The 21,488-nt window shown below is 63.2% G+C and carries 18 protein-coding genes; 8 read left to right on the top strand and 10 right to left on the bottom strand.

Annotation, left to right across the window (positions count from 1 at the left end):
* Positions 1 to 9: 9 nt before the first annotated feature.
* Both ACZ2HM_RS10275 and ACZ2HM_RS10270 read right to left on the bottom strand, forming a co-directional pair.
* Positions 10 to 939, bottom strand: coding sequence for an electron transfer flavoprotein subunit alpha/FixB family protein (locus ACZ2HM_RS10275; protein WP_037475700.1), 930 nt, complete (start codon positions 937 to 939; stop codon positions 10 to 12).
* On the bottom strand, positions 936 to 1,685 hold the full coding sequence (locus tag ACZ2HM_RS10270) for an electron transfer flavoprotein subunit beta/FixA family protein (RefSeq protein ID WP_069064938.1): 750 nt from the start codon (positions 1,683 to 1,685) through the stop codon (positions 936 to 938). Before ACZ2HM_RS10270 ends, ACZ2HM_RS10275 begins: the two co-directional genes overlap by 4 nt.
* A 130-nt stretch (positions 1,686 to 1,815) precedes the next feature.
* On the opposite strand from ACZ2HM_RS10270, the gene ACZ2HM_RS10265 reads away from it, so the two are divergent.
* The 3 genes from ACZ2HM_RS10265 to ACZ2HM_RS10255 all read left to right on the top strand — a co-directional run bounded on the left by ACZ2HM_RS10265 (position 1,816) and on the right by ACZ2HM_RS10255 (position 4,983).
* Positions 1,816 to 2,550, top strand: coding sequence for a FadR/GntR family transcriptional regulator (locus tag ACZ2HM_RS10265; RefSeq protein WP_470425158.1), 735 nt, complete (start codon positions 1,816 to 1,818; stop codon positions 2,548 to 2,550).
* 69 nt (positions 2,551 to 2,619) lie between these two features.
* Positions 2,620 to 3,807, top strand: a complete 1,188-nt coding sequence (locus ACZ2HM_RS10260; RefSeq protein WP_470425157.1) for a CaiB/BaiF CoA transferase family protein — start codon at positions 2,620 to 2,622, stop codon at positions 3,805 to 3,807.
* 345 nt (positions 3,808 to 4,152) lie between these two features.
* Complete coding sequence (locus ACZ2HM_RS10255; RefSeq protein WP_470425156.1) at positions 4,153 to 4,983, top strand: 23S rRNA (adenine(2030)-N(6))-methyltransferase RlmJ; 831 nt, start codon at positions 4,153 to 4,155, stop codon at positions 4,981 to 4,983.
* Between the two features lie 214 nt (positions 4,984 to 5,197).
* Here ACZ2HM_RS10255 and ACZ2HM_RS10250 read toward each other — a convergent pair whose 3' ends face one another.
* Positions 5,198 to 6,337: an acyl-CoA dehydrogenase family protein gene (locus tag ACZ2HM_RS10250; RefSeq protein ID WP_470425155.1), complete on the bottom strand. Its 1,140-nt coding sequence runs from the start codon at positions 6,335 to 6,337 to the stop codon at positions 5,198 to 5,200.
* Positions 6,338 to 6,541: 204 nt separating this feature from the next.
* On the opposite strand from ACZ2HM_RS10250, the gene ACZ2HM_RS10245 reads away from it, so the two are divergent.
* A complete protein-coding gene (locus ACZ2HM_RS10245) occupies positions 6,542 to 7,774 on the top strand; it encodes a LysR family transcriptional regulator (protein ID WP_470425154.1) in 1,233 nt (410 codons plus the stop codon).
* Between the two features lie 2 nt (positions 7,775 to 7,776).
* Here ACZ2HM_RS10245 and ACZ2HM_RS10240 read toward each other — a convergent pair whose 3' ends face one another.
* The 6 genes from ACZ2HM_RS10240 to ACZ2HM_RS10215 all read right to left on the bottom strand — a co-directional run bounded on the left by ACZ2HM_RS10240 (position 7,777) and on the right by ACZ2HM_RS10215 (position 14,955).
* Positions 7,777 to 7,953, bottom strand: a complete 177-nt coding sequence (locus ACZ2HM_RS10240; protein WP_193378881.1) for a hypothetical protein — start codon at positions 7,951 to 7,953, stop codon at positions 7,777 to 7,779.
* Between the two features lie 52 nt (positions 7,954 to 8,005).
* Positions 8,006 to 9,493, bottom strand: a complete 1,488-nt coding sequence (locus ACZ2HM_RS10235; RefSeq protein WP_470425153.1) for an aldehyde dehydrogenase family protein — start codon at positions 9,491 to 9,493, stop codon at positions 8,006 to 8,008.
* A gap of 11 nt (positions 9,494 to 9,504) precedes the next feature.
* Positions 9,505 to 11,133: a GMC family oxidoreductase gene (locus ACZ2HM_RS10230; RefSeq protein WP_470425152.1), complete on the bottom strand. Its 1,629-nt coding sequence runs from the start codon at positions 11,131 to 11,133 to the stop codon at positions 9,505 to 9,507.
* The gene (locus ACZ2HM_RS10225) at positions 11,130 to 12,467 is read right to left on the bottom strand and encodes an MFS transporter (protein WP_470425151.1); all 1,338 of its coding nucleotides are present in this window, start codon (positions 12,465 to 12,467) and stop codon (positions 11,130 to 11,132) included. Before ACZ2HM_RS10225 ends, ACZ2HM_RS10230 begins: the two co-directional genes overlap by 4 nt.
* A gap of 94 nt (positions 12,468 to 12,561) precedes the next feature.
* Positions 12,562 to 13,494, bottom strand: a complete 933-nt coding sequence (locus tag ACZ2HM_RS10220; protein ID WP_069066037.1) for a PDR/VanB family oxidoreductase — start codon at positions 13,492 to 13,494, stop codon at positions 12,562 to 12,564.
* A 147-nt stretch (positions 13,495 to 13,641) separates the two neighbouring features.
* A complete protein-coding gene (locus ACZ2HM_RS10215; RefSeq protein ID WP_037479160.1) occupies positions 13,642 to 14,955 on the bottom strand; it encodes a Rieske 2Fe-2S domain-containing protein in 1,314 nt (437 codons plus the stop codon).
* Between the two features lie 220 nt (positions 14,956 to 15,175).
* Between ACZ2HM_RS10215 and ACZ2HM_RS10210 the strand changes: the two genes are divergently transcribed.
* The 4 genes from ACZ2HM_RS10210 to ACZ2HM_RS10195 all read left to right on the top strand — a co-directional run bounded on the left by ACZ2HM_RS10210 (position 15,176) and on the right by ACZ2HM_RS10195 (position 20,271).
* Positions 15,176 to 17,428 (top strand): TonB-dependent receptor, encoded by a 2,253-nt coding sequence (locus ACZ2HM_RS10210; protein ID WP_069066038.1) that lies wholly within the window; start codon positions 15,176 to 15,178, stop codon positions 17,426 to 17,428.
* Between the two features lie 59 nt (positions 17,429 to 17,487).
* On the top strand, positions 17,488 to 18,267 hold the full coding sequence (locus ACZ2HM_RS10205; protein WP_052027803.1) for an SDR family NAD(P)-dependent oxidoreductase: 780 nt from the start codon (positions 17,488 to 17,490) through the stop codon (positions 18,265 to 18,267).
* Positions 18,268 to 18,412: 145 nt separating this feature from the next.
* Positions 18,413 to 19,456 carry an aromatic ring-hydroxylating dioxygenase subunit alpha gene (locus tag ACZ2HM_RS10200; RefSeq protein ID WP_037479167.1) on the top strand — a complete coding sequence of 348 codons (1,044 nt, stop codon included), beginning with the start codon at positions 18,413 to 18,415 and terminating at the stop codon, positions 19,454 to 19,456.
* 71 nt (positions 19,457 to 19,527) lie between these two features.
* Positions 19,528 to 20,271: a MerR family transcriptional regulator gene (locus tag ACZ2HM_RS10195; protein ID WP_052027742.1), complete on the top strand. Its 744-nt coding sequence runs from the start codon at positions 19,528 to 19,530 to the stop codon at positions 20,269 to 20,271.
* Here ACZ2HM_RS10195 and ACZ2HM_RS10190 read toward each other — a convergent pair.
* Positions 20,246 to 21,349 carry an NAD(P)-dependent alcohol dehydrogenase gene (locus ACZ2HM_RS10190; protein WP_037477416.1) on the bottom strand — a complete coding sequence of 368 codons (1,104 nt, stop codon included), beginning with the start codon at positions 21,347 to 21,349 and terminating at the stop codon, positions 20,246 to 20,248. The genes ACZ2HM_RS10195 and ACZ2HM_RS10190 overlap by 26 nt on opposite strands.
* Positions 21,350 to 21,488 lie beyond the last annotated feature (139 nt).

Below are 21,488 nucleotides of genomic sequence, written 5' to 3'. Positions count from 1 at the left end.
GCGTCGCGCTTACAGCTTATCGGTCAATTCCGGCACGATCTTGAACAGATCACCCACGAGGCCGATGTCCGCCACCTGGAAGATCGGTGCATCCTCATCCTTGTTGATGGCGATGATGGTCTTGCTGTCCTTCATCCCCGCCAAATGCTGGATCGCCCCGGAAATACCCACGGCAACATAGACTTCCGGCGCAACGATCTTGCCGGTCTGCCCGACCTGATAGTCGTTGGGCACATAGCCCGCATCGACCGCGGCCCGGCTGGCCCCGACCGCAGCGCCTAGCTTATCGGCGAGCGGATAGATGACTTCCTCGAACGTCGGCCCATCCTTGAGCGCCCGGCCACCCGACACGATGATCTTGGCGCTGGTCAGTTCCGGCCGTTCCAGCTTGGCGATCTCCGCCCCGACAAAGGACGACAGCCCCTTGTCCCCGGTCGAAGCCACCGCTTCCACCGTACCCGAACCACCTTCGCGAGCCGCCTTCTCGAACGCCGTACCGCGAACGGTGATGACCTTCTTGGCATCCTTGCTCTTGACCGTAGCAATCGCATTGCCCGCATAGATCGGCCGCGTGAACGTGTCTTCGCTCTCGACCGACAGGATATCGCTGATCTGCATCACGTCGAGCAGAGCCGCGACGCGCGGCGCGATATTCTTGCCGTTGCTGGTGGCAGGCGCGATGAAGGCGTCATGATGCCCCATCAGTTCGACAACCAGCGGCGCGATATTCTCGGCAAGCGCATGGCCATAGGCGGCATCGTCAGCAACATGCACCTTGCCCACGCCCGCAATCTGCGCAGCGGCGGCGGCAACGCCATCGACGCCTTCGCCAGCGACGAGCAGATGGACTTCGCCCAGCTTCGCAGCAGCGGTGATGGCGGAAAGCGTCGCGTCCTTGACCGCGCCGCCCTCATGTTCAACCCATACAAGCGTCTTCATGCGGCAACTCCCATGGCCTTGAGCTTGGCAACCAGTTCATCGACATCGGCGACCTTGACGCCAGCGGTGCGCTTGGGCGGTTCGACCACCTTCAGCGTCTCCAACCGTGCGCCAATATCCACGCCATAATCGGCAGGCGTTTTCTGCGCGAGCGGCTTGGACTTGGCCTTCATGATGTTGGGCAGCGACGCATAGCGCGGCTCGTTCAAGCGCAGGTCGGTGGTGATAATCGCCGGGGTCGACAGCTTCACCGTCTCCAGCCCGCCATCGACTTCGCGCGTCACCGACACGCTGTCGCCTTCGACCTCGACCTTCGACGCGAACGTGCCCTGCGGCAGGTTCAGCAGCGCTGCCAGCATCTGGCCGGTCTGGTTGCTGTCATCGTCGATCGCCTGCTTGCCCAGGATGATCAGGCCAGCGCCTTCCTCTTCCTGGACCTTGGCGAGCAGTTTCGCGACGGCCAGCGGTTCGACCTCTTCATCGGTCTGGATCAGGATCGCCCGGTCAGCGCCCATGGCGAGCGACGTGCGCAGCGTTTCCTGCGCCTTGGCAACGCCGATGGACACGGCGATCACTTCGGTCGCCACGCCCTTTTCCTTCAGGCGGATGGCTTCCTCGACCGCGATCTCGTCGAACGGGTTCATGCTCATCTTGACGTTCGCCAGATCGACGCCCGTGCCGTCCGCCTTCACGCGCGGCTTCACATTATAATCAATGACCCGCTTCACGGGCACAAGGATCTTCATGGCTTGCTCCATCTTTTGAATGGTCCGACCATTAAAGCATGATAAGCGTCTGTCAATCCCGTTCGGTCCGGCCATTGCGCCTTTCTGGGCGTCGGCTATAGTTTTCCGCATTCCTATCGGAGCGCACTCTATGGCATCGTCCCCGTCCCCCAAACCCAGTTTCGCCCCTATCAAGACGCGGCGCGCGTTCGAAGTGATCTGTGAGCAGATCCGCGAGCAATTGGCGGCAGGCACGCTCAAGGCGGGGGACAAACTGCCCGCCGAACGGGAATTGGCGGTCGAATTTCAGGTCAGCCGCAGCGCGTTGCGCGAGGCGCTGCGCAGTCTGGAAGTCGCGGGGATCATCCGCAATGTGAAGGGCGCGAAGGGCGGGGCGTTCGTGCAAACGGCCGAGCCGGACCGGATCGTGCAGGCTATGCAGGATTATGTCCATCTGGGTGATATTTCTCTGGGCGAACTGACCGAGGCGCGGCTGGCGTTGCAGGATATCATCGTCCGGCTGGCGTGCGCGCGCGCCACGGAAACCGACCTGGCCGAATTGGAGGCGATTGCCGAGCGGACCAAGCGTGAAACCAGCGTGGAGGCGCGCTATGCCTGTGCGGTGGAATATTATGCGGTGCTGGCCCGTGCGACCAAGAACCGCATCTTTGGCATCTTCGTGGATTCGCTGTCGGCGATCCTGCACGAATTTGTGCGGGGGCCGGACTATGAAACTTTGCAGCAGTCGTTGATCGAATCCCGGTTCAAGCTGGTGCGGCATTTGCGGGCGAAGGATGAGGAAGCAGCCGTCGCCGAAATGCGCAAGCATCTGGAGCGGGTGCATCGCCATGTCCGCAAGAACAGCAAGACCGCCGCCAAGGGCTGATTGACCGCACCATCTTTGCTATGCAATAGGTAGGACCATTGAATATATGGATCCATAGGTGGGTGCGGCATGGCGGATGATGGCAAGACACAGATGGCAGGCGCGCTGGACGGCGTGCGGGTGCTGGATTTCACCAGCGTCATGGCCGGGCCGTTCGCTACGCGGATGCTCGCCGACCTTGGTGCGGAGGTCATCAAGGTGGAATCGCTGGAGGGCGACCAGGTCCGTGCACGGCCGCCCAAACGGGACGGCCATAGCGCCTATTTCGGCAATCTGAATGCGGGCAAGCAGTCGATTGCCTGCAACCTCAAATCGCCAGAGATCATCGCGCTCATGAAGCAGCTCGTCGCCAACTGCGACGTGCTGGTGGAGAATTTCCGGCCCGGCGTCATGGCGCGCTTCGGCCTCGACTTCGCGGCGCTGGCGGCGATCAATCCGCGGCTCATCTATTGCTCGATCTCCGGCTATGGCCAGACCGGGCCGAAGGCGCTGTTCCCGGCCTATGCGCCGGTCATCCATGCGGCCAGCGGGTTCGACATGGTCAACCTGCGCTATCAGGACGGGGCGGATCGGCCCGCGACCAGCGGCATCTTCATCGCCGACGTGCTGGGCGGCACCCATGCGTTCGGCGCGATCCAGGCCGCTCTCTATCAGCGGGAGCGGACCGGGCAGGGGCAGCATATCGACCTGTCGATGCTGGAAGCGATGGTGGGCATGCTGGTGTTCGAAACGCAGGAAGCGCAGTTTCCGGGCGATGCGCGGCGGCCGCTTTATACGCCGCTCAAGACCGGCGACGGCTTCATCATGGTCGCGCCGACCAGTCCGCGCAATTTCGAGCAATTGTCGGACGCGGTCGGCCATCCCGAATGGCGCGACGATCCGCGCTTCCTGACCAATGCGGATCGCAATGCCAATTGGGCGACGCTGCTGGCGCTGACCGAGGAATGGACGATGGAGCGCAGCGCGGAGGAGGCCGAGGCGATCCTGTCGCGCCATGGCGTGCCATGCGCCCGCTATCGCGAGATAGCCGAGTTGCTGGACGACTCGCAACTGGCGGCGCGCGGCGCCTTTGCGCAGGTGCATGACGATGCGGGTGTGTTCAAAGTGCCCAACCCGCCCTTCCGCATGAGCGGGTCGCGGGTCGAGGCGCGGGACCATGTGGCGCGGCTGGGTGAGGATGGCGCTGCCGTGCTGGCCGGACTGGGCGTGACCGCTGAGGCGGTGGCGGCACTGCGGGCCAGCGGCGACCTGGTCTGACACGCGCCACTGCAAAGCCTGCGAAGTTCACACCATTGCAGGCCACGCATTTGCGCGGGCGCGGAAGGGTGGCGCGGACTTCGCAATAGGAGAATTTTTGCGAAGTGGCCGCGCGCACCTGTGCGGACGGACGGACGAACGGTGGGAAAGAGCGACGGGCAATATGGCATGGGGTTGGAGGTGTAGGACAGGCTCTAACACCGGGCTTGATGCCCAATGATAGAAGGCCGTTGAAGGTTTTCGCCCAACTTTATACTAGCACCGGATGGGGTATTTCAAACCGCTTCGCGTTCGGCAACAGCGCCCGGCAGCATGTATATAGATCGTCAGGATTTTTGAGTCGGAATGAATTATCGCCATTCTTTCCATGCCGGCAATAGCGCCGACGTCGTGAAGCACTGCCTGCTGATCGCCCTCGTGCGGGCATTGCAGCAAAAACCGGGCGCGCTGACCCTGATCGACACCCACGCCGGATGCGGCCTGTACGATCTTGAGGGGGAGGAGGCGCAACGTACCGGCGAGTCCATAAATGGCGTGCAGCGGGTCTTTGCCGACTCGAACCCTTTGCTGAACGACTATCGCGCCGCCGTACAGGCGGTGAATGTCGGGGCCGAGCCGCACCTCTATCCCGGCTCACCACGGATTCTGGCGCAGCTTCTGCGCCCGCAGGATTTTCTGGTCCTGAACGAAAAACATCCCGCAGACGCCTATGCCCTGCGCGGCGTGATGCGCGATACATCCGCTGCCGTGCATGAGCGCGACGCCTATGAGCTGTGGCTGGCGATGCTGCCGCCCCGCACCGCGCGTGGCGTGGTGGTGGTCGATCCGCCGTACGAGCAGACGGACGAACGCGCGCGCATCACCGCCACCCTCGCCGCCGCTCACCGCAAATGGGCGCACGGCGTGACGGTGATCTGGTATCCGCTGAAAGACCGCGCCACGCATTCACGGTGGAAACAGCAATTACGCAAGCTCGGCATCCCGAAATTGCTGGGGGTGGAGCATTGGTTGTATGATGGTGAGCAACCCGGCATCTATAACGGCGCGGGCCTGTACATCGTCAACCCGCCCTACGCCTTCACACAGGCGCTGCCGCCTCTGCTGGAAGCCCTGCGCGTCGCGCTGGCCCCGGAAGGGCATAAGGGCGAGATCACAGCCGATTGGTTAGGCGAATAAGACAAATCCTTATCGCCCTGGTATCCCGAAGGAGGAATTGCTGCACTGCGGGCCGTAAACACAGCATCGCGCGAGATTCGCTCGCTGTCGGAGATTGGCTGGTGACCATCGCTGCTTATGGCCCAGGTTCACCCGTGAACGCTGGCAGGTCTGCTTTTGGCGCAAACGAGACATCAGGCGGAAGGGGCATCAACGCCTCCCGCCCACATCCTCCTTACCGCAACAATTCCCGTGCGATCGTGTTCTTCTGAATCTCCGAAGATCCTTCGTAAATCCGCGTGATGCGGATGTCGCGATACAGGCGCTCTACCGCGAAGCCCCGGCAATAGCCTGAGCCGCCGAAAATCTGGACTGCCGTGTCGACGGTGCGGCTGCCGGCTTCGGTGGCGAACAGCTTGGCCATGGACGCCAGCTCACGCTTTTTCTCACCCTGGTCGTAGCGCCAGCAGGCGTCGAGCAGGATCAGGCGCGCGGCGCGCATGTCCGTCGCCATAGTGGCGATGTAGTGGCGGATCGCCTGGAAGTCCGAGATGACGCCGCCAAAGGCGGGGCGCTGCTTCGATTCCTCGATCGCCAGTTCCAGCGCATATTCGCCCATGCCGACGGCGGTCGCGCCGACATTCATGCGGCCCTCGTTCAAGCCTTCGAGCGCATAATGGAAGCCGCGGCCTTCTTCGCCGATCAGGGCTTCGGGCGGTAACTGGCATTCGTCGAAGCTCAGTTCATAGACGCCGGGCGTTGCGGTGCCCATCAGTTCGATCGTGCCGGTGACGGCAAAGCCGGGCGTGTCGGCGGGCATCAGGAAGGCGGAAATGCCGCCGCGCGGCCCCGCTGCCTTGTCGGTATAGGCATAGACGATCACATATTTGGCGTTCTTGCCATTGGAAATATAGGTTTTGGAGCCGTTGATGACCCAGCCATCGGCGTTGCGGGTCGCGGTGGTGCGCATCGACCCCGGATCGGACCCGCTATTGGGTTCGGTCAGGGCAAAGGCGATGCCAATTTCGCCCGACACCATGCCGGGGATCAACTGCTGCTTTTGCGCTTCCGAGGCATGATAGACGATGTTGCGCGCGCCCGGACCCATTAGCGGGCGCAATTCGGTCCAGAATTGCGGGGGAAGGCGGGCGAGTTCGATCTGCACGGCCGCCTGCGCGAGCGCGCCAAGGCCAAGGCCGCCATATTCTTCCGGCAAGGACAGGCCGAAATAGCCATTGTCGACCAGCGTTTGCCGCACGATCGGCGGGACTTTGCCGGTGGCCTGAAATTCCGCTTCATATGGTAGCAGGTCGCGCACGATGGCGCGGGTGACGTCGCAAAATTCCTTGATGTCGTCGGGCAGTTCAAAGTCCATCTTGTGCCTCCTTCTTATCCGAATCCGTGGCGCGGCCGTGCGCGCCTCTCGCTAATGGTCCTACCATTGTGGTAATGGTCAGTCCATTACATTTTCTGCCTGATGCGGCAAGGGGCCGCTGTCCTTTGGGGCAGTTGTCCGATAAGGCTGCGGTCGCCCGCCGACGACGCAGCGCGCGGGCGCAGGGTAACAAGAGTAAGCGGCATGGCGACCGATCCGTTCGACCTTAATCTGCGCCACCTGCGCGCGCTGCTGGCGATCCGCGAACATGGCAGCATCACTGCCGCCGCCGATGTGGTCAGCCTGTCGCAACCAGCGCTGACGCAGGGGCTGGCCAAGCTGGAGCGGCAATTCGGCTATACCTTTTTCGAGCGGCGGTCGGGCGGCATGGTCCCCACGCCGATGGGCGAGATCGTGATCGAGCGGGCGCGCGCGGCGCTCGATCATCTGTCGCAGGCGGCCAAGGGCTTGTCGGGCGTGTTCCATTATCCTGAGCGGCTAATGACGATGACGCAGTTGCGCGCCTTTCTGGCGCTGGCGGAGGCGGGGAGTTTCGCGGCGGCGGCGCATGGCAGCACTCTGTCGCAAACGGCAGTGCATCGCGCGGTCGGCGACCTGGAGCAGATGATCGGTGGCAAGCTGGTCGAGCGGCGGGGGCGGGCGGTGTGGCTCAATCCGGCGGGCAAGCGGCTGGCGCGGGGCACGCGGCTGGCGGTGGCGGAGATCGTCGCGGCGCTGGCGGACATCGGGCGCGATAGCGGGAGCGGGAGCGAGCTGATCGCGTTCGGCGCGCTGCCATTGGCGCGGCCCTATCTGGTTCCCGCCGCCATGGCGCGGATGGCGCGGAGCGATCCGCGCGCGGCGTTCAAGGTGCTGGAAGGCAGTTGGCGCGAACTGGTAGAGCCGCTGCGCGACGGGGTGATCGACATGGTGGTCGGCGCGCTGCGGCCGTTCGAGATTGCCGACCTGTATCAGTTGCCCTTGTCGGAGGATCGGTTGGTGATCGCGGCGGGGAGCCAGCATCCGCTGGCCAAGGTGCCCAGGCCGACGATGGAGCAACTGGCCAGCTATCCCTGGATCGTCGCGCCCGCCAACTCTCCGTTGCGCGAACAGTGGGAAAAGCTGTTTGGGGCGGGCAAGGTGCCAGCGACGCCGGTCGAGTGCGGGTCGGTGATGATCATCGGGCGGTTGTTGACGGAGGGGGATTTTCTGACCCTGCTGTCGCCCGATCAGGTGGCGTTGCAGATTCGCAGCGGGCTGCTGACGCAGGTCGGTCCGCCGCTGGAAGGCAGCAAGCGCGTGGTGGGGATCACGACGCGGCGCAGCTGGCGCCCGACCGCGACGCAGCGGCGCTTTCTGGAAATGCTGGGCGAGGCGGCCAAGGGCGAGCGGGTGGCGGGCGCGCCGCCTGACTTGCGAGAATCGGGCTGGGTGTGAGGCTATCGCGGGTTGCCGGCCTCAAGCGCGGCGATGCGGCCCTTCAGACGATCAGCAAGCGAAGGGCGGATCGGCTGTCCGGCGAGCAATTTGCGCCATGTATTGTAGCTGATGCCGAAGCGGGCGTTAAGCGCTTCGTCGGTGCGGCCAGTTGCCAGCCTTTGCATCTGGAGGATCATCTCCTCCTCCAGATGCACGCCATTGCTGTTGTTCTGCTGCAGGATACGCGCCTCAGTCCAGGTTGATCCAGACCGCCTTCGTTTCCAAATAATCCTCGATATGGTGCGGGCCGGACTCGCGGCCGAAGCCGCTCATGCGATAGCCGCCGAAGGGGACGGCGGGGTCGAGCATCTGGTAGCAATTGACCCAGACGGACCCGGCGCGGATGCCGCGCGCCATGCGGTGCGCGGTGCCAAGGTCGCGGGTCCACACGCCGCTGCCCAAGCCAAATTCGGTGGCGTTGGCGCGGGTCAGCACCTCCTCGATCGTGTCAAACGTAAAGGCGGACAGAACCGGGCCGAAAATCTCTTCACGCGCGATCGTCATGTCGTCGGCGACATGGGTGAAGATGGTGGGTTCGATAAAATAGCCCGCATCATAGCCCGCGCCGCTCATGCGGTTGCCGCCGGTCAGCGGGCGGGCGCCTTGCGTGTTGGCGCTGGCGATGAAGCCGAGGATCTTGTCCATTTGGGCCAAGGATACGACCGGCCCCATCTGGGTGGTCGGGTCCAGCGGGTCGCCGACCTTGATCGTCTTTGTGAAGGCGGCCAGGCGCTCCATGAATTCGTCGTGGATTGTGCTTTGCACGAACAGGCGCGTGCCCGCGCTGCAAATCTGCCCGGCATTGGCGAACACGGCCATGGCGGCGGCAGGGACGGCCTTGTCGAGATCAGCGTCGGCAAAGACGATGTTGGGCGACTTGCCGCCCAGTTCCACCGTTACGCGCTTCATCGTTCCGGCGGCGGCGTGCAGGATTTTTTCACCGACGCCGGTGGAGCCGGTGAAGGCGATCTTGTCGACGTCCGGGTGGCTGGAGAGCGCCGCGCCTGCATCGCCAAGGCCAGTGAGGATGTTGATGACGCCGTCCGGTACGCCCGCTTCCAGGCATAGTTCGCCAAAGCGCAGCGCGGAAAGGGGCGTCTGTTCAGCGGGCTTCATGACGAGGGTGCAGCCGGTGGCGAGTACCGGCCCCGCCTTCCACACCGACATGCCGATCGGGCCGTTCCATGGGTTGATTGCTGCGACCACGCCGATCGGTTCCTTGAGCGTGTGGGAGAGGACGTCGCCCATCGCGCTATTGTCGATCGTATCGCCCGCGATCAGCGTTGCCTGCCCCGCATAATAGCGCAGCAGCGCACCGGCGCGCGCCTTGCCCATGATTGTGCGGCTATAGGGTGCGCCAAGGTCCAGCGTGTCGAGCATCGCCAGTTCCTCGAAATGCTGTTCCACCAGATCGGCGAGGCGCAGCATGATGCGCTGGCGCTCCACCGGCTTCATGCGCCGCCATGGCCCCTCGAACGCGGCGCGGGCCGATTTGACCGCGCGGTCGACATCCTCCGCCCCGCCCTGCGCAACGGTAGCCAACAGATCGCCAGTGGCGGGATTGCGGGTCTCGAACCGCTGCCCCGACAATGCAGGGACGCGCTGGCCGCCGATCAGCATGTCCTGATGCGGCGTGTCGAGCAGAGCGGGGCGGGAGGGGATGATAAGCTGGGTCATGAAGGGCTCTTTCAGGCGGCGATGTTGGATGTGACGGCGTCTTGCAGGATGAACTGTGCCGCGCGCTGGGCGATCATCATGGTGGGGGCGGAGGTGTTGCCGCTGATGATTTCGGGCATGACCGATGCATCGACGATGCGCAGGCCCGATACGCCGCGCACGCGCAGGCGATTGTCCACGACGGCCATCGGGTCGCTGTCCGGCCCCATTTTACAGGTGCCGGTGGGGTGATAGGCAGTGTTGACGATCTTGCGCAGGGCGGCGTCGATCTCGGCGTCGCTTTGATGCTGAGCGCCCGGCTCGATTTCCGCACCAGTCATGGCGGCGAGCGCGGGCTGGGCGAAGATATGGCGGCAGGCGCGAAACCCGGCGATCAGCGTCTGCATGTCATAGGGATCGGCAAAGAAATTGGGATCGATGACCGGCTTGTCCTCCGGCCGGTTGCTGGCCAAGCGAACCGACCCGCTGCTTTTGGGACGCAGCAACTGAATGAGCCCCATATAGCCGTGGCGGCGGGGGACCGAACGGGCGTCGAGCTTCAGCCCGGCGAGGAAGGTGATCTGAATATCCGGGCGACCCGTTCCGTCGGTGCAAAGGAAACCGCCGGCCTCCGCGACATTGGACGCCAGCATTCCTTCGCGTTTCAGCAGATATTTGAACGGGCTGGCCAGGATGCGGGGCAGAACCTTGGCCGATACGGCATAGGATTCCGCCGACGGGTTCTCCATCGCGACATGGACGGTGGGATGGTCCTGCAAATGCGCGCCGACGCCGGGCAAATGGTGGACCAGGTCGATGCCCATCTCGCGCAGATGATGCTGCGGCCCGATGCCTGACAGCATCAGCAGTTGCGGCGAATTGGTCGCACCCGCGCACAGGATGATCTCCCGCCGCGCCGCGATGGTGCTGCGCGCGCCGTTCGTCTCTATTTCCAGCCCCACCGCGCGACCCCGGTCGAACAGGATGCGGCGGACCATGGTGTCCGCCATGACGGTCAGGTTGGCGCGATCCAGTGCGGGGTGGAGGAAGGCGCGGGCGCTCGACAGGCGGGTGCCGTTGCGTTGGTTGAGGTCGTAACGGCCAAAGCCGTCCTGCCGATCGCTGGCAAAATCATCATTGCGGCGATGCCCGGCTTGTTCTGCCGCGTCGACGATTGCGGCGCTGACGGGGTTCCAGCTTTTGGGCTTCTGCACGTCCAGTTCGCCGCCCTTGCCGTGCCAGGGCGTATCGGGACCGGCGTAATTTTCGACCGCCTTGAACGCGGGCAGGACATCGTCATAGGCCCAGCCATCATTGCCCGCATCGGCCCAGGCGTCATAGTCCGCCCGTTGCCCGCGAATGTAGACGCCACCGTTGATGGCGCTGCATCCCCCGAACAGCTTGCCGCGCGGAAAGTTGATCGTACGGTCGTTGACGGCGGCGTTGCCGGTCAGCGCCTGTTTCCAGTTATATTTTGCGTGCGGCAGCAGGAAGATATTGCCGACCGGCATCGCGGTCTTGAGGTTCACCGGCCATTGTTTGTCGGATGGCCCGGCTTCGATCAGAGTGACGCGGTTGGCCGGGTCGGCGGACAGGCGATTGGCCATCAGGCTGCCCGCCGAGCCGGAGCCGATCACGATATAGTCGAAGCTGTCGCTCATATCTGTGCATCCTTGCGGGCGATGGCGGGCACATGGCCCCGCACGGCGATGAAGCCCAAGGCGTTGACCAGCATCAGGGCGGCGAGCGCGCCGAAGAAGCCGAGATTGCCCCAGTCGATGAGGAGCGCGCCCGCCACCGCGCTGACGATCGCGCCGACCCGGCCCGCCGCGCCCATCAGGCCCAGGCCACGGGCGCGCAGGCCGGTGGGGAAAGCGTGTGCGCCCACCGCGAACATGGCCGACTGGGCTGCACTGGCGAACAGGCCGAGCGCGCCGAGGCAGGCAAGGACAGCGCCTTCGTTCCGCGCGCCGCTGATGGGGAGCAGGGCGAGCGTGGCGCAGACGGCCGCCCCGACGATCGCCATCAGGATCAGCACCGGGCGCGATCCGAAGCGGATGATGGCCAGCGACGCGATCATCGCGCCGATGGTGCCGCCGATGTTGAAACTGGTAAGGCCAAGGCTGGCGGTCTGGAGGCCGAAGCCCGCGCTGGTGAGCATGGTCGGCGCCCAGTTGAACATGAGATAGATCATGAACATGCCGGAGAACATCGCCACCGACAGCGCCAGCGTATCGCGCAACAGGGCCGTGCCGAACAGGTTGCGCATCGGTTCGTAGCGGGGTGCTTCCCCGGCGGCGAGCGGGATGTGGGCGACAGAGGCGGGATCAGGGTGCCCGATGCGGCGCAAGATGCGGTCGAGTTCAGCGGCGCGATCGGGCCGTTCCGCCAGATAGCGCGGGGATTCGGGCAGGATGAAACAGAGCCATGCGACGAAGATCATCGTCACGCTGCCGCCGAGATAGAAGAGCCAGCGCCAACCAAGGCCCGGCAGGATCAGCGCGGCCGCGACCCCGCCCAATATCCCGCCGATCGACACGCACACCACGCCGAAGGTGACGGCGACGCTGCGCCAGCGGACGGGGGTGAATTCGGCGATCATGGCGCTGGCGGTGCCGGGGACGCCGCCAAGGCCCACGCCCGCCAGCGTCTTGAGCGAAGCGACTTGCCACAATGCCGTGGAAAAGCCGGTAAGCAGGGTCGCAACGCCGAAGATGGCGACGCCGATGATGAGCGCGCCGCGCCGTCCGAAACGGTCGCCGACCCAGCCCGACGTCAGCGTGCCGATGGCCATGCCGACAAAGCCCAGCGCAAACACGGACCCCAATGCCGTGCGGTCGATGCCCCATTCCTGGAGCAAGGAGGGCGCGGCTAGGCCAAGCATCTGATTGTCGAGGCCGTCGAGAATGACGGTCGCGGCGATCATTAGCACGGACCAGATCTGGTAGGACGACATGGGTATGTCATCCAGCATCCCCTTACTGCTGCCTTTCATTGGGACGACCGCCAACACCTTCTCCTTATCCTGGGCCATGTGTGGCCGCTCTATTCATTTATCGACAGGCAATTGAAAAACCGGAATATCGCAATCAGATGTCGAGGACGAGGTTGGCACTTTTCGACCCCGAACAGCAGACCATGATCGACCTGTTGGCGGCTTTGTCGTCATCCGACAGGAAATGGTCGCGATGGTCGGGAATGCCGTCCAGCACCTTGACCTCGCAGGTGCCGCAAATTCCTTCCGAACAAGCAAAGCCGACATTGACACCGGCGCTGAGCAGCGCGTCGAGCATCGTTTCGCCTTCTTCCACCGCGATGGTCTTGCCGCTCCTGGCCAGTTCCAGCGTGTAGCCGCCCTCGGTCGCCATTTCGGTTTCGGCCGAGAAATATTCGATATGGGCGTGGCCCTTGGGCCGGTCGCAATTGATCGCCACGAAAGCATCGAGCATCCCGCCCGGACCGCAGCAATAGAGATGCGCGTCGGCAGGCGCAGCCGCGCAGATGGCCTTGAGGTCCAGGCGGCGGCCGCCGGGAATGCCGTCATAGGCGATTTCCACCTGGTCATAATCAGACAGGCGATCGACATAGGCGGCGCGCTCAGGCGAGGCGGCGACATAATGGAGTTCCCAGCTACGCCCAAGTTTTTCGAGACGCGCGATCATGGGCAACATCGGCGTAATGCCGATCCCGCCACCGATCATCACGGTGTGGCTGGCATCCTCCACCATCGGAAAATTGTTTTTCGGTTCCGAGATGTCGAGGATCTGGCCGACCTGCCATTTTTCATGGATGTGGCGCGATCCGCCGCGACCGTCGATCGCATGATGGACGGCGATTTCATAATAGCCGCGAATGGCGGGATCATTGACCAACGAATAGCTGCGCGCCAAGCCGGGGGAAAGCTGCACGTCGATATGTGCGCCGGGATCGAAGGGCGGCATCAGCCCGCCATCGACCGGTTCGAGGATGTAGCTGTTGATGCCTTCGGCTTCCCAGCGGATATTCTTCAATCGTGCGCGCATCACCCTCTCCGTCCGGTACGATGCGTCTCTTGGCAGGGCCGGGGCGCCATGGATCGGCGAACCGGACAAACCGCAATGCGTGTCGTCACCTCTGTCATCCTTGTCTGAGGCACCGGGGCATGGATCGCCCCGGCCCTTATATATGTGTCACTCAGCCGCTTCGACCTTGTCGGGCCAGCGTACCGCCTTGGCCAGTGCCGATTCATAGGCGTTGGCAAGCGTGTCGCTGGGGTCGTGCAGGAAGGAGCCTGCGCGCGCGCGATAGAAGATGCTGGGGTCTTCGATGCCCGGCGGCAGCGTGCCCTTGTTGGCGAGCGCACGGGCGGCCAGCAGCACGCGGCGGCGCACGCGGGCGATCATCTGGTCGGTCGGCGCCAGATTTTCAAAGCTGTGGTCGGTGATCGGTCCCATGCTTTCGGTCACCGCCTGATCCTGCATCGTGATGTTGGGGATGCCGGTGAACTGGGTGCCGTTGCGCTGGGATTCACGGTCGATCGCCCAGTCATTCTTCTCGCTATCGGGCGAGCGCCAGCGGCCAAACCAGTCGGTGGTCGTCGGCGCATATTCCAGCGGCGCGAACAAGGGCGTGCCGTCCTTGAGCGTCGAGGTATAGGCCGGGTTGCCCGCGTCCACGCCGCAGGTGATGTCGAACAGCATCGAATGTTCGTCGTCCATCGGCACCCAGGCGCGGGCAATGGCGCGGGTGGCGAAGCGATTGTTGGGCGTCTGCGTCCAGAAGGGGAACATATAGTGGGCGACGCGCCAGCTCATCTGGCCATCATCATTCGGGCGATAGCCACCATACATGACGCCCCAGTCGGCCTGCGCGACTTCATAATCGGGCGCGCGGTTGAGGACGGTCGGGCGCATCGGATGATCCTCATCCAGATCGTCTGCCTCAATCGAGCCGACATGCAGGAAGCCGACATGGCTGGTGTCGATGTCACCCTCCAGCGCCTGAAGCCAGTTGCAGTCGCGCTGCAGGCACCAGATTTCGGCGTCCGGGTGCATCGTCGCTTCGATTTCCGGCAAGGGCGGCGGGGCGGACTGGTTTTCGCCCATATAGACCCAGATCAGGCCGTTGGCTTCGTGCGTCTTATACGCTTTGGCATGGACCTTGTCCTTGAAGTCCATGCGGGCGGGGACGGACGGCATGTCGACGCACTTGCCGTCGACGTCGAACTTCCAGCCATGATAAACGCAGCGTATGCCGTTTTCTTCGTTGCGGCCGATGAACAGCGACGCGCAGCGATGTGGGCAGCGATGGTCCATGATGCCTACGCGGCCTGAGCTGTCGCGAAAGGCGATCAGCTTTTCGCACAGGATCATCAGGCGCAACGGATCGCCATCGGCGGCAACTTCGGACGACAGGCAGGCGGGCAGCCAATATTGGCGCATCATCGTGCCCATGACCGTGCCCGGTCCTACCCTGGTCATGTCGGCGCTATCTGTGGACTGCATGAGTTTTTCAGCCTCTTCCTTGCTTGTCATTGGCAGCGCCGCGTGAATCGAAGCCAGCGCCATTCCCTGATCCCTGACTAGAGCCACTCCACGCCCCGCCCCAATCGGAATGTGGTCGGACCATTCAATAACCGGGATGATACTATTGCACCTCTTTTGTTTTTGCTGCTTCACGGTTGGCAGACGGCATCAAGCCGTGTTGTCAAGGGAGAGTCCGGGAATGCCTTTCAGCTTCAAAACATCCTGCGCCATGGGCGCGATCATCGCTGCCATGACGAGCGTTTCGGCCTTTGCGCAGGCCGATCAGCCAGTGCCGCAGGACGCAGCGCCCCAGCAGGCGATCTTCCCCGAAGACATCGTCGTCACCGCCGAACGGCGCGAATCGACGGTGCGCGAAGTGCCTTTTTCCATTGCGGCGTTCGGCGGCGAATTGCTACGCGAGGCGCAGGTCTACAGCCCCGCCGCGCTGACGCAGCAGATGCCGGGCATCACCATCAACACCGCCGACAAGTCGCTGTCGATCGTCGCAATCCGTGGCAATGTGTCGACATTCCGCACCGCCACGCTGGACACGCCGGTCGCCTATTTCATGGACGACGTCTATTATGTGTTCAACAATGACCTGAACGCCAATTTCTACGACACCAACCGCGTCGAAGTGCTGCGCGGCCCCCAGGGGACATTGTTCGGACGTAATGTGGTGGGCGGCGCGATTGCGGTGGTCACCAACAATCCTGAATTCAACGATGATTATTTCGCCCAGATCAGCGGCGGCAATGGCGGCTTCGTGCGGACCGAAGGGATGTTGAACGGCGCGCTGGTCGAGGACAAGATCGCGGGCCGCTTCGCGTTCAGCACTGAACATAGCGATGGTCTGATCGACACGCCCAATCAGCCGGGGCGTTATGGCAAATATGACAGCTATTCGGCGCGCGGCAAGCTGCTGTTCCAGCCGACCGATACGCTGCAGGTCGTCTTGTCGGGCGATTATAGCTATACCAAAGGCAATGGCGGCGCGATCCAGCTCGGCATTGGCGGTAATCAGGTCATACCCGATACGTTTGGTGCCTATACCGACGACGAATGGACCAATAACGACTTCGTATCGTCACCCTATCGCCAGCGGTTGCGCGGGGGCTATCTGCGCGGCGACCTCGACCTGCTCGGCGGTACGCTGACGTCGATCACCGGCTATCGCATGAACGACAGCCGCGCGATCAACGACGACGTGCCGGTGGGGACGGTCGTGCCGGTGTTCGACCGCCGCCAGGTGGTCAAGAACCGCAGCTTTACGCAGGAAGTGCGCTTCGCATCGGCACCGGGCCGTTTCTCCTATGTCGTGGGTGCCTATTTCCTGTCGGCCGATGTTTCGACGACGAACATCTTCTTCTACAGCCCGCTGCCCGGATCGGCCGTGCCCGGCAGCATCCGCCGCAATCCCGACGTCACCAACATCACGCGCGTTCAGGACGGCAATGTCCGCAGCCTGGCCGTGTTCGGCGAAGCGACATTCGAAATCACCGACAATCTGGCTGTGGTCGCGGGCGGTCGCTATACGTCGGATCGCAAGAAGATCGATTATCGTGCGTTTTCGACCACGGATGCAGGGGCCATTCCCGGTTTCGGTTTTCCTGGTGAAGTGCGCGCATCGGGCGGCCGCACCTGGGATGCCTTCACGCCGCGCTTCACGATCAAGTTCGAGCCGACCGAACAGATCAACATGTATGCGACCTATGCCAAGGGCTTCAAATCGGGCGGCTTCGTCGACAATGCCTATCGCGACCCGACCATCCCGCTGGAGCCGGAAAATGCCGAAAATTATGAAATCGGTGCGAAGTCCCGCCTGTTCGACAATAAACTGGATCTGAACGTCGCGCTGTTCCACCAGACGACCAAGAATCTCCAGAATTTCTCTGGCGCGGGCGGTATTGCCCATACCTATAATGGCACGCTCAAGATGAAGGGCATGGAGGTCGAATCCGTCATTCGCCCGGTCGAAGACCTGCGTCTGACCGCCAATTATACGCATCTGGTGGGCAGATATACCGACCTGCGCGATCCGCTGGTGAACCTCGATTATTCGGGCAATCCGGCCAAGTTCGCGCCGCGTGACAGCTTCACCGTCGGCGCGGCCTATACCGGGCGGCTGGGCAATGGCGCGACGTTGACGCCGCAGGCGGATTTCAACTTCTCCACCCGCATTTCGACCGACGACGCCAATACGCTGCGGCTCTATGACAATCTGCATCGCGACACACGGGGGCGGACACTCAATGCCCGCCTGAATTATGAAACAGCCGATGGCCGTTTCCAGATCGGCCTGTGGGGCAAGAACCTGACCAACAATTATCAGATCGTGAATGCGGACGACATCACCGCCTTCCTGGCCGTACCGGGCAATGGCACGACTTATTGGAAGATCTTTACCAACACGCCGCGGACCTATGGCCTGACGCTGTCGATCCGCCGCTGACGAACGGCATGGGCGGGGAGGGTGCGGCCTTCCCCGCCATTTCACTGCAGGACGATATCATGAGCGATCATTTCACGCTGCCTGCCAATGGCAGCTTTTCCTTTGCAGGCCGCACCGCGCTGGTGACCGGCGGCGGCCGTGGTGTGGGCGAGGCGGTGGCGCGCGAAATCCATGCCGGGGGCGGTCGCGTGGCCGTCAGCGATGTGGACAGCGCTGTGGCGCAGGCGGTCGCGGCCTCGCTCGATCCGTCGGGCGAGACGGCGATCGCCTTGACGCTGGACGTGCGGGAGAAGGCGCATTTCCTCGTTGCGCGGGATCAGATGGCGGGCCTGTGGGGCAAGGTCGACATCGTGGTGAACAATGCCGGCTTCGCCAAGCGCACGCCGACGCAGGACATCAGCCCCGAAGAGTTCGACGCGATCGTGCAGATCAACATGCGCAGCGTATTCCTGAGCTGCCAGATATTTTCCGACCATATGCGCGAGAATGGCTATGGCCGGATCGTCAATATCACGTCGCTCGCCGGGCAGAATGGCGGGACGGTGGCCTCCCCCCATTATGCCGCGTCCAAGGCCGGGGCGATCATGCTGACCAAATATTTCGCCCGCTATCTGGCCGGGACCGGCGTGACCGTGAACGCCATCGCGCCGGGACCGATCGACACGGCCAAGGCGCGACTGTCGGCGGAACAGATCGCACAGGTCGAGGGCGAGGTGCCGGTCGGCCGCTTCATGGAGGTGGGCGAGATTGCGGCGGCGACCGCACTGCTGGCTTCGGATCGCGGTGGGTTCTTCGTGGGGGCCACGCTGGACATGAATGGGGGGCTATATTTGCGGTGATCCCGCTTTACCGTCTTTGTTTCCCGCTTTTCTTATGGCGTTATGGGATTGCGATTGGCGGTTCTGCGCGGGCCATCCATAATAACCACCAACAATAGGGTAGCGCCGGAGCCGTGAACGGCCCGGCCGGATAATGGAGAGCAGCATGTTCATTTACAACGCATGGTATGTGGCCGCTTTCGCTGCCGATATCGAACCGGGCAAGACGCTGGGGCGCAAATATCTGAACAAGGCGGTCGTGCTGTTCCGCACCGAAAGCGGCGAGATCGCCGCGCTGGAGGACCGGTGCAGCCATCGGGCGATGCCGCTCTCTTCGGGCCATGTCGATGGCGACGTCATCCGCTGCTGCTATCATGGCGTGGAATTTGACGGGAAGGGCACCTGCACCCGCATCCCCAACCAGGCGCGCATTCCTGCCGCCGCCAATGTCCGCCATTATCCGGTGGTGGAGAAGGATCATCTGATCTGGATCTGGATGGGCGAACCGGCGCTGGCCGATCCGTCGATCATCGTCGACAGCCCGGAACATAATGATCCAGCCTGGACGTGGCGGCCCTATAATTTCCCGGTGAAGGCCAATTGGCAGCTGATCATCGACAATATCATGGACCTGACCCATGTGCCCTATATCCATGCGCGCACGATCGGCGGGAATCCGGAGCAGCATTATAATGCGGATACCAAGGTCGAGTTCGACGGTCGCAAGGTGACGTTGCTGCGCAAGATGCCCAATTCGATCCCGCCCAAATCCTATATCGACGCTGGCGGCTTCAAGGGCCGGGTTGATCGCTGGCAGGAAGTGCGGTTCGAGCCGGGCATCGGCATGACGTGCCGCGTCAACGCGGGGGGCTGTGATGCTGGCACCGGCGCCTATGAAGGCAAGCGCGACAATGGCTTCATGCTGGCCAACAACCATTTCATCACGCCGGAGACGGAAACGACCAGCCATTATCTGTGGACCATCTGCACCACTGCGCCCAAGGAAAGTGGTGTGCCGGACGTGCTGTTCGACCAGTTTTTCGATACCATCACCGAGGATGAGGAAACGCTCGAAGCGCAGCAGCGCCGGATCGACGACGAACCGGACCGGGCATTTGTGGGTATCGCCAGCGACGGCGCGGTCAACCAGGCGCGGCGACTGCTCAGCGCGATGCAGGAAGCGGAGGATGGCGGCAAGGTCGCGGCCTGAACCGTTCAGCCTTGCGTATATAAGTAACATAGCGGCTTGCCCTGTCCGGTGCGCCATGCTGTAGCGCCATCATGAAGATGCGCGAACTGGAGGATCGGACGGGGGTTCATCGGGAGACGATCCGCGTCTATCTGCGCGAAGGATTGATCCCGGAGCCGGAGCGGCCGCGCAAGACGGTTGCCGATTATGGCGAGGAGCATGTCCAGGCGATCCTGTCCGTGCGTCGGCTCCAGCGGGAGAACCGGCTGACGCTGGCACAGATCAAGGCGATCATCGGCGGTGAAGGTACCGAAGGCCGGGTCGAGGCCAGCGCGTTCGACCAGCTGGAGCAACTGGTCGCGCATCGCGTCGGCGTCGACGGGCCGCCGGTGACGATCGCGTCGCTGCTGGAACGCTATCCGCATGCGGCGGAGGATGCCCGCACGCTCGCGAAGATCGGCATATTGGATATCATCGAAACGGATCAGGGCGAGGCGCTGAGCATCACCTGCGCGCAGCTGGTGCGTATCTGGGGCGACATGCGCAAGGCCGGGTTCGATCAGCGGCTGGATTACACGCCCGACATACTGGGCTTTTACACCGAGGCGGCGGATTTCGTCGGACGCTGGGAAGCGTCGACCTTCATGGAGCGGGTCGACGGGCATATCGATGTGGCGGAAGCGGCCACCATGGTCGAACATGCGCTTCCGCTCATGCTCGATTTCTTCGGCCTGATGCGTCAGCGCGCTTTCTTCCGCCATGTCGAGGCGATCCGCGCCGGCAAGGAAACGGATCGCCCGGCGGGCAAGGTCACGCCATCGTCAGTACAGCCTTGACGCAGCGGCCATCATGCTGGTCCTCGATCGCTTGGTTGATGTCTTCCAGCCTGTAGGTCGTTATCAGTTTCTCGAATGGGAACAGCCCTTTGGCATTCAGCGCGATCAGTTCGGGCAGGAACGTCTGCGGGTCGGCATTGCCTTCGGTCACGCCGCAGATCGAGATGCCAAGCGACAGGAGGGTCAGGATGTTGAGGCTGATCGCCGCATCCAGCGCCCTGGGCACACCGACGATGGCAAGACGCCCCAGAGGGGCAAGAGAGGCCACGCCGGCGTCGATCGCCGGGACCGCGCCCGACGTGTCCAGCACGCAATCGACGCCTTGGGGCAACAGCTTGCGCAACTGTTCGGCGGTGTCGCCCGCGGTCACGTCGATGACATGGGTCGCGCCCAGGTCGAGCGCCATGGCGCGGCGTGTTGCCAAAGGATCGGCGACGATGATCTCCCCTGCGCCCGAAGCCTTCGCCGCCATGACGGCGCTCAGACCGACGGGGCCGCCGCCAGTGATCAGGATGGTCTCGCCAGTCTGAAGTTTGAGCGCCTTCATCACTGCACCCGCCCCGGTCATGATACCGCAGCCCAGCGGGCCAAGCAGTTCGAGCGGTGCTTCGGCCGGTACCTTCACCAGATTATGGGCGGCCGCGATGGCGTGACTGGCGAAGGAGGATTGGCCGAAGAAGTGACTGCTGACCGGCGCTACGCCGTCATGCAGGCAGGTCGAGCCGTCCGCCCGGCAGCCACCGAAGTTGAGTGCGGAAAAATCGCGGCAATAGGCGGGGTGCCCCGCAACACATTGGGGGCATTGGCGGCAGGCGGCAAAGCCCATCACGACGCGATCACCCGGCACGAGTGTGGTGACATCCGCGCCGACTGCCTCGACGATGCCTGCACCTTCATGGCCCAGCACAGCGGGCAGGGGCGTCGGCAGCAACTGATCGCGCACGACGATATCGGTATGGCACAGGCCCGTCGCGACGATCCGCACCAGCACTTCGTCGGCGCGCATATCGGACAGGGTGAGCTGCTCTAGCGTAAAGTCACCACCCGCTATCCGGGCGACAGCTGCCTTCACTTCCATGGGCCTTCTCCTATTCAATCTTTGGGTTCGTCATTCAGTTTCGGGGATGGGAACGGATGATTTGCGCCGTAAAGCCGCGTATTTTCTGCGATTCCCGTCCCTGAAAGGCCGAATGGTCCGACCTCTTTTTACGATTGAC

This window comes from Sphingobium sp. KKT206, assembly GCF_055640555.1.
This window is presented reverse-complemented; position numbering and strand designations above follow the sequence as displayed.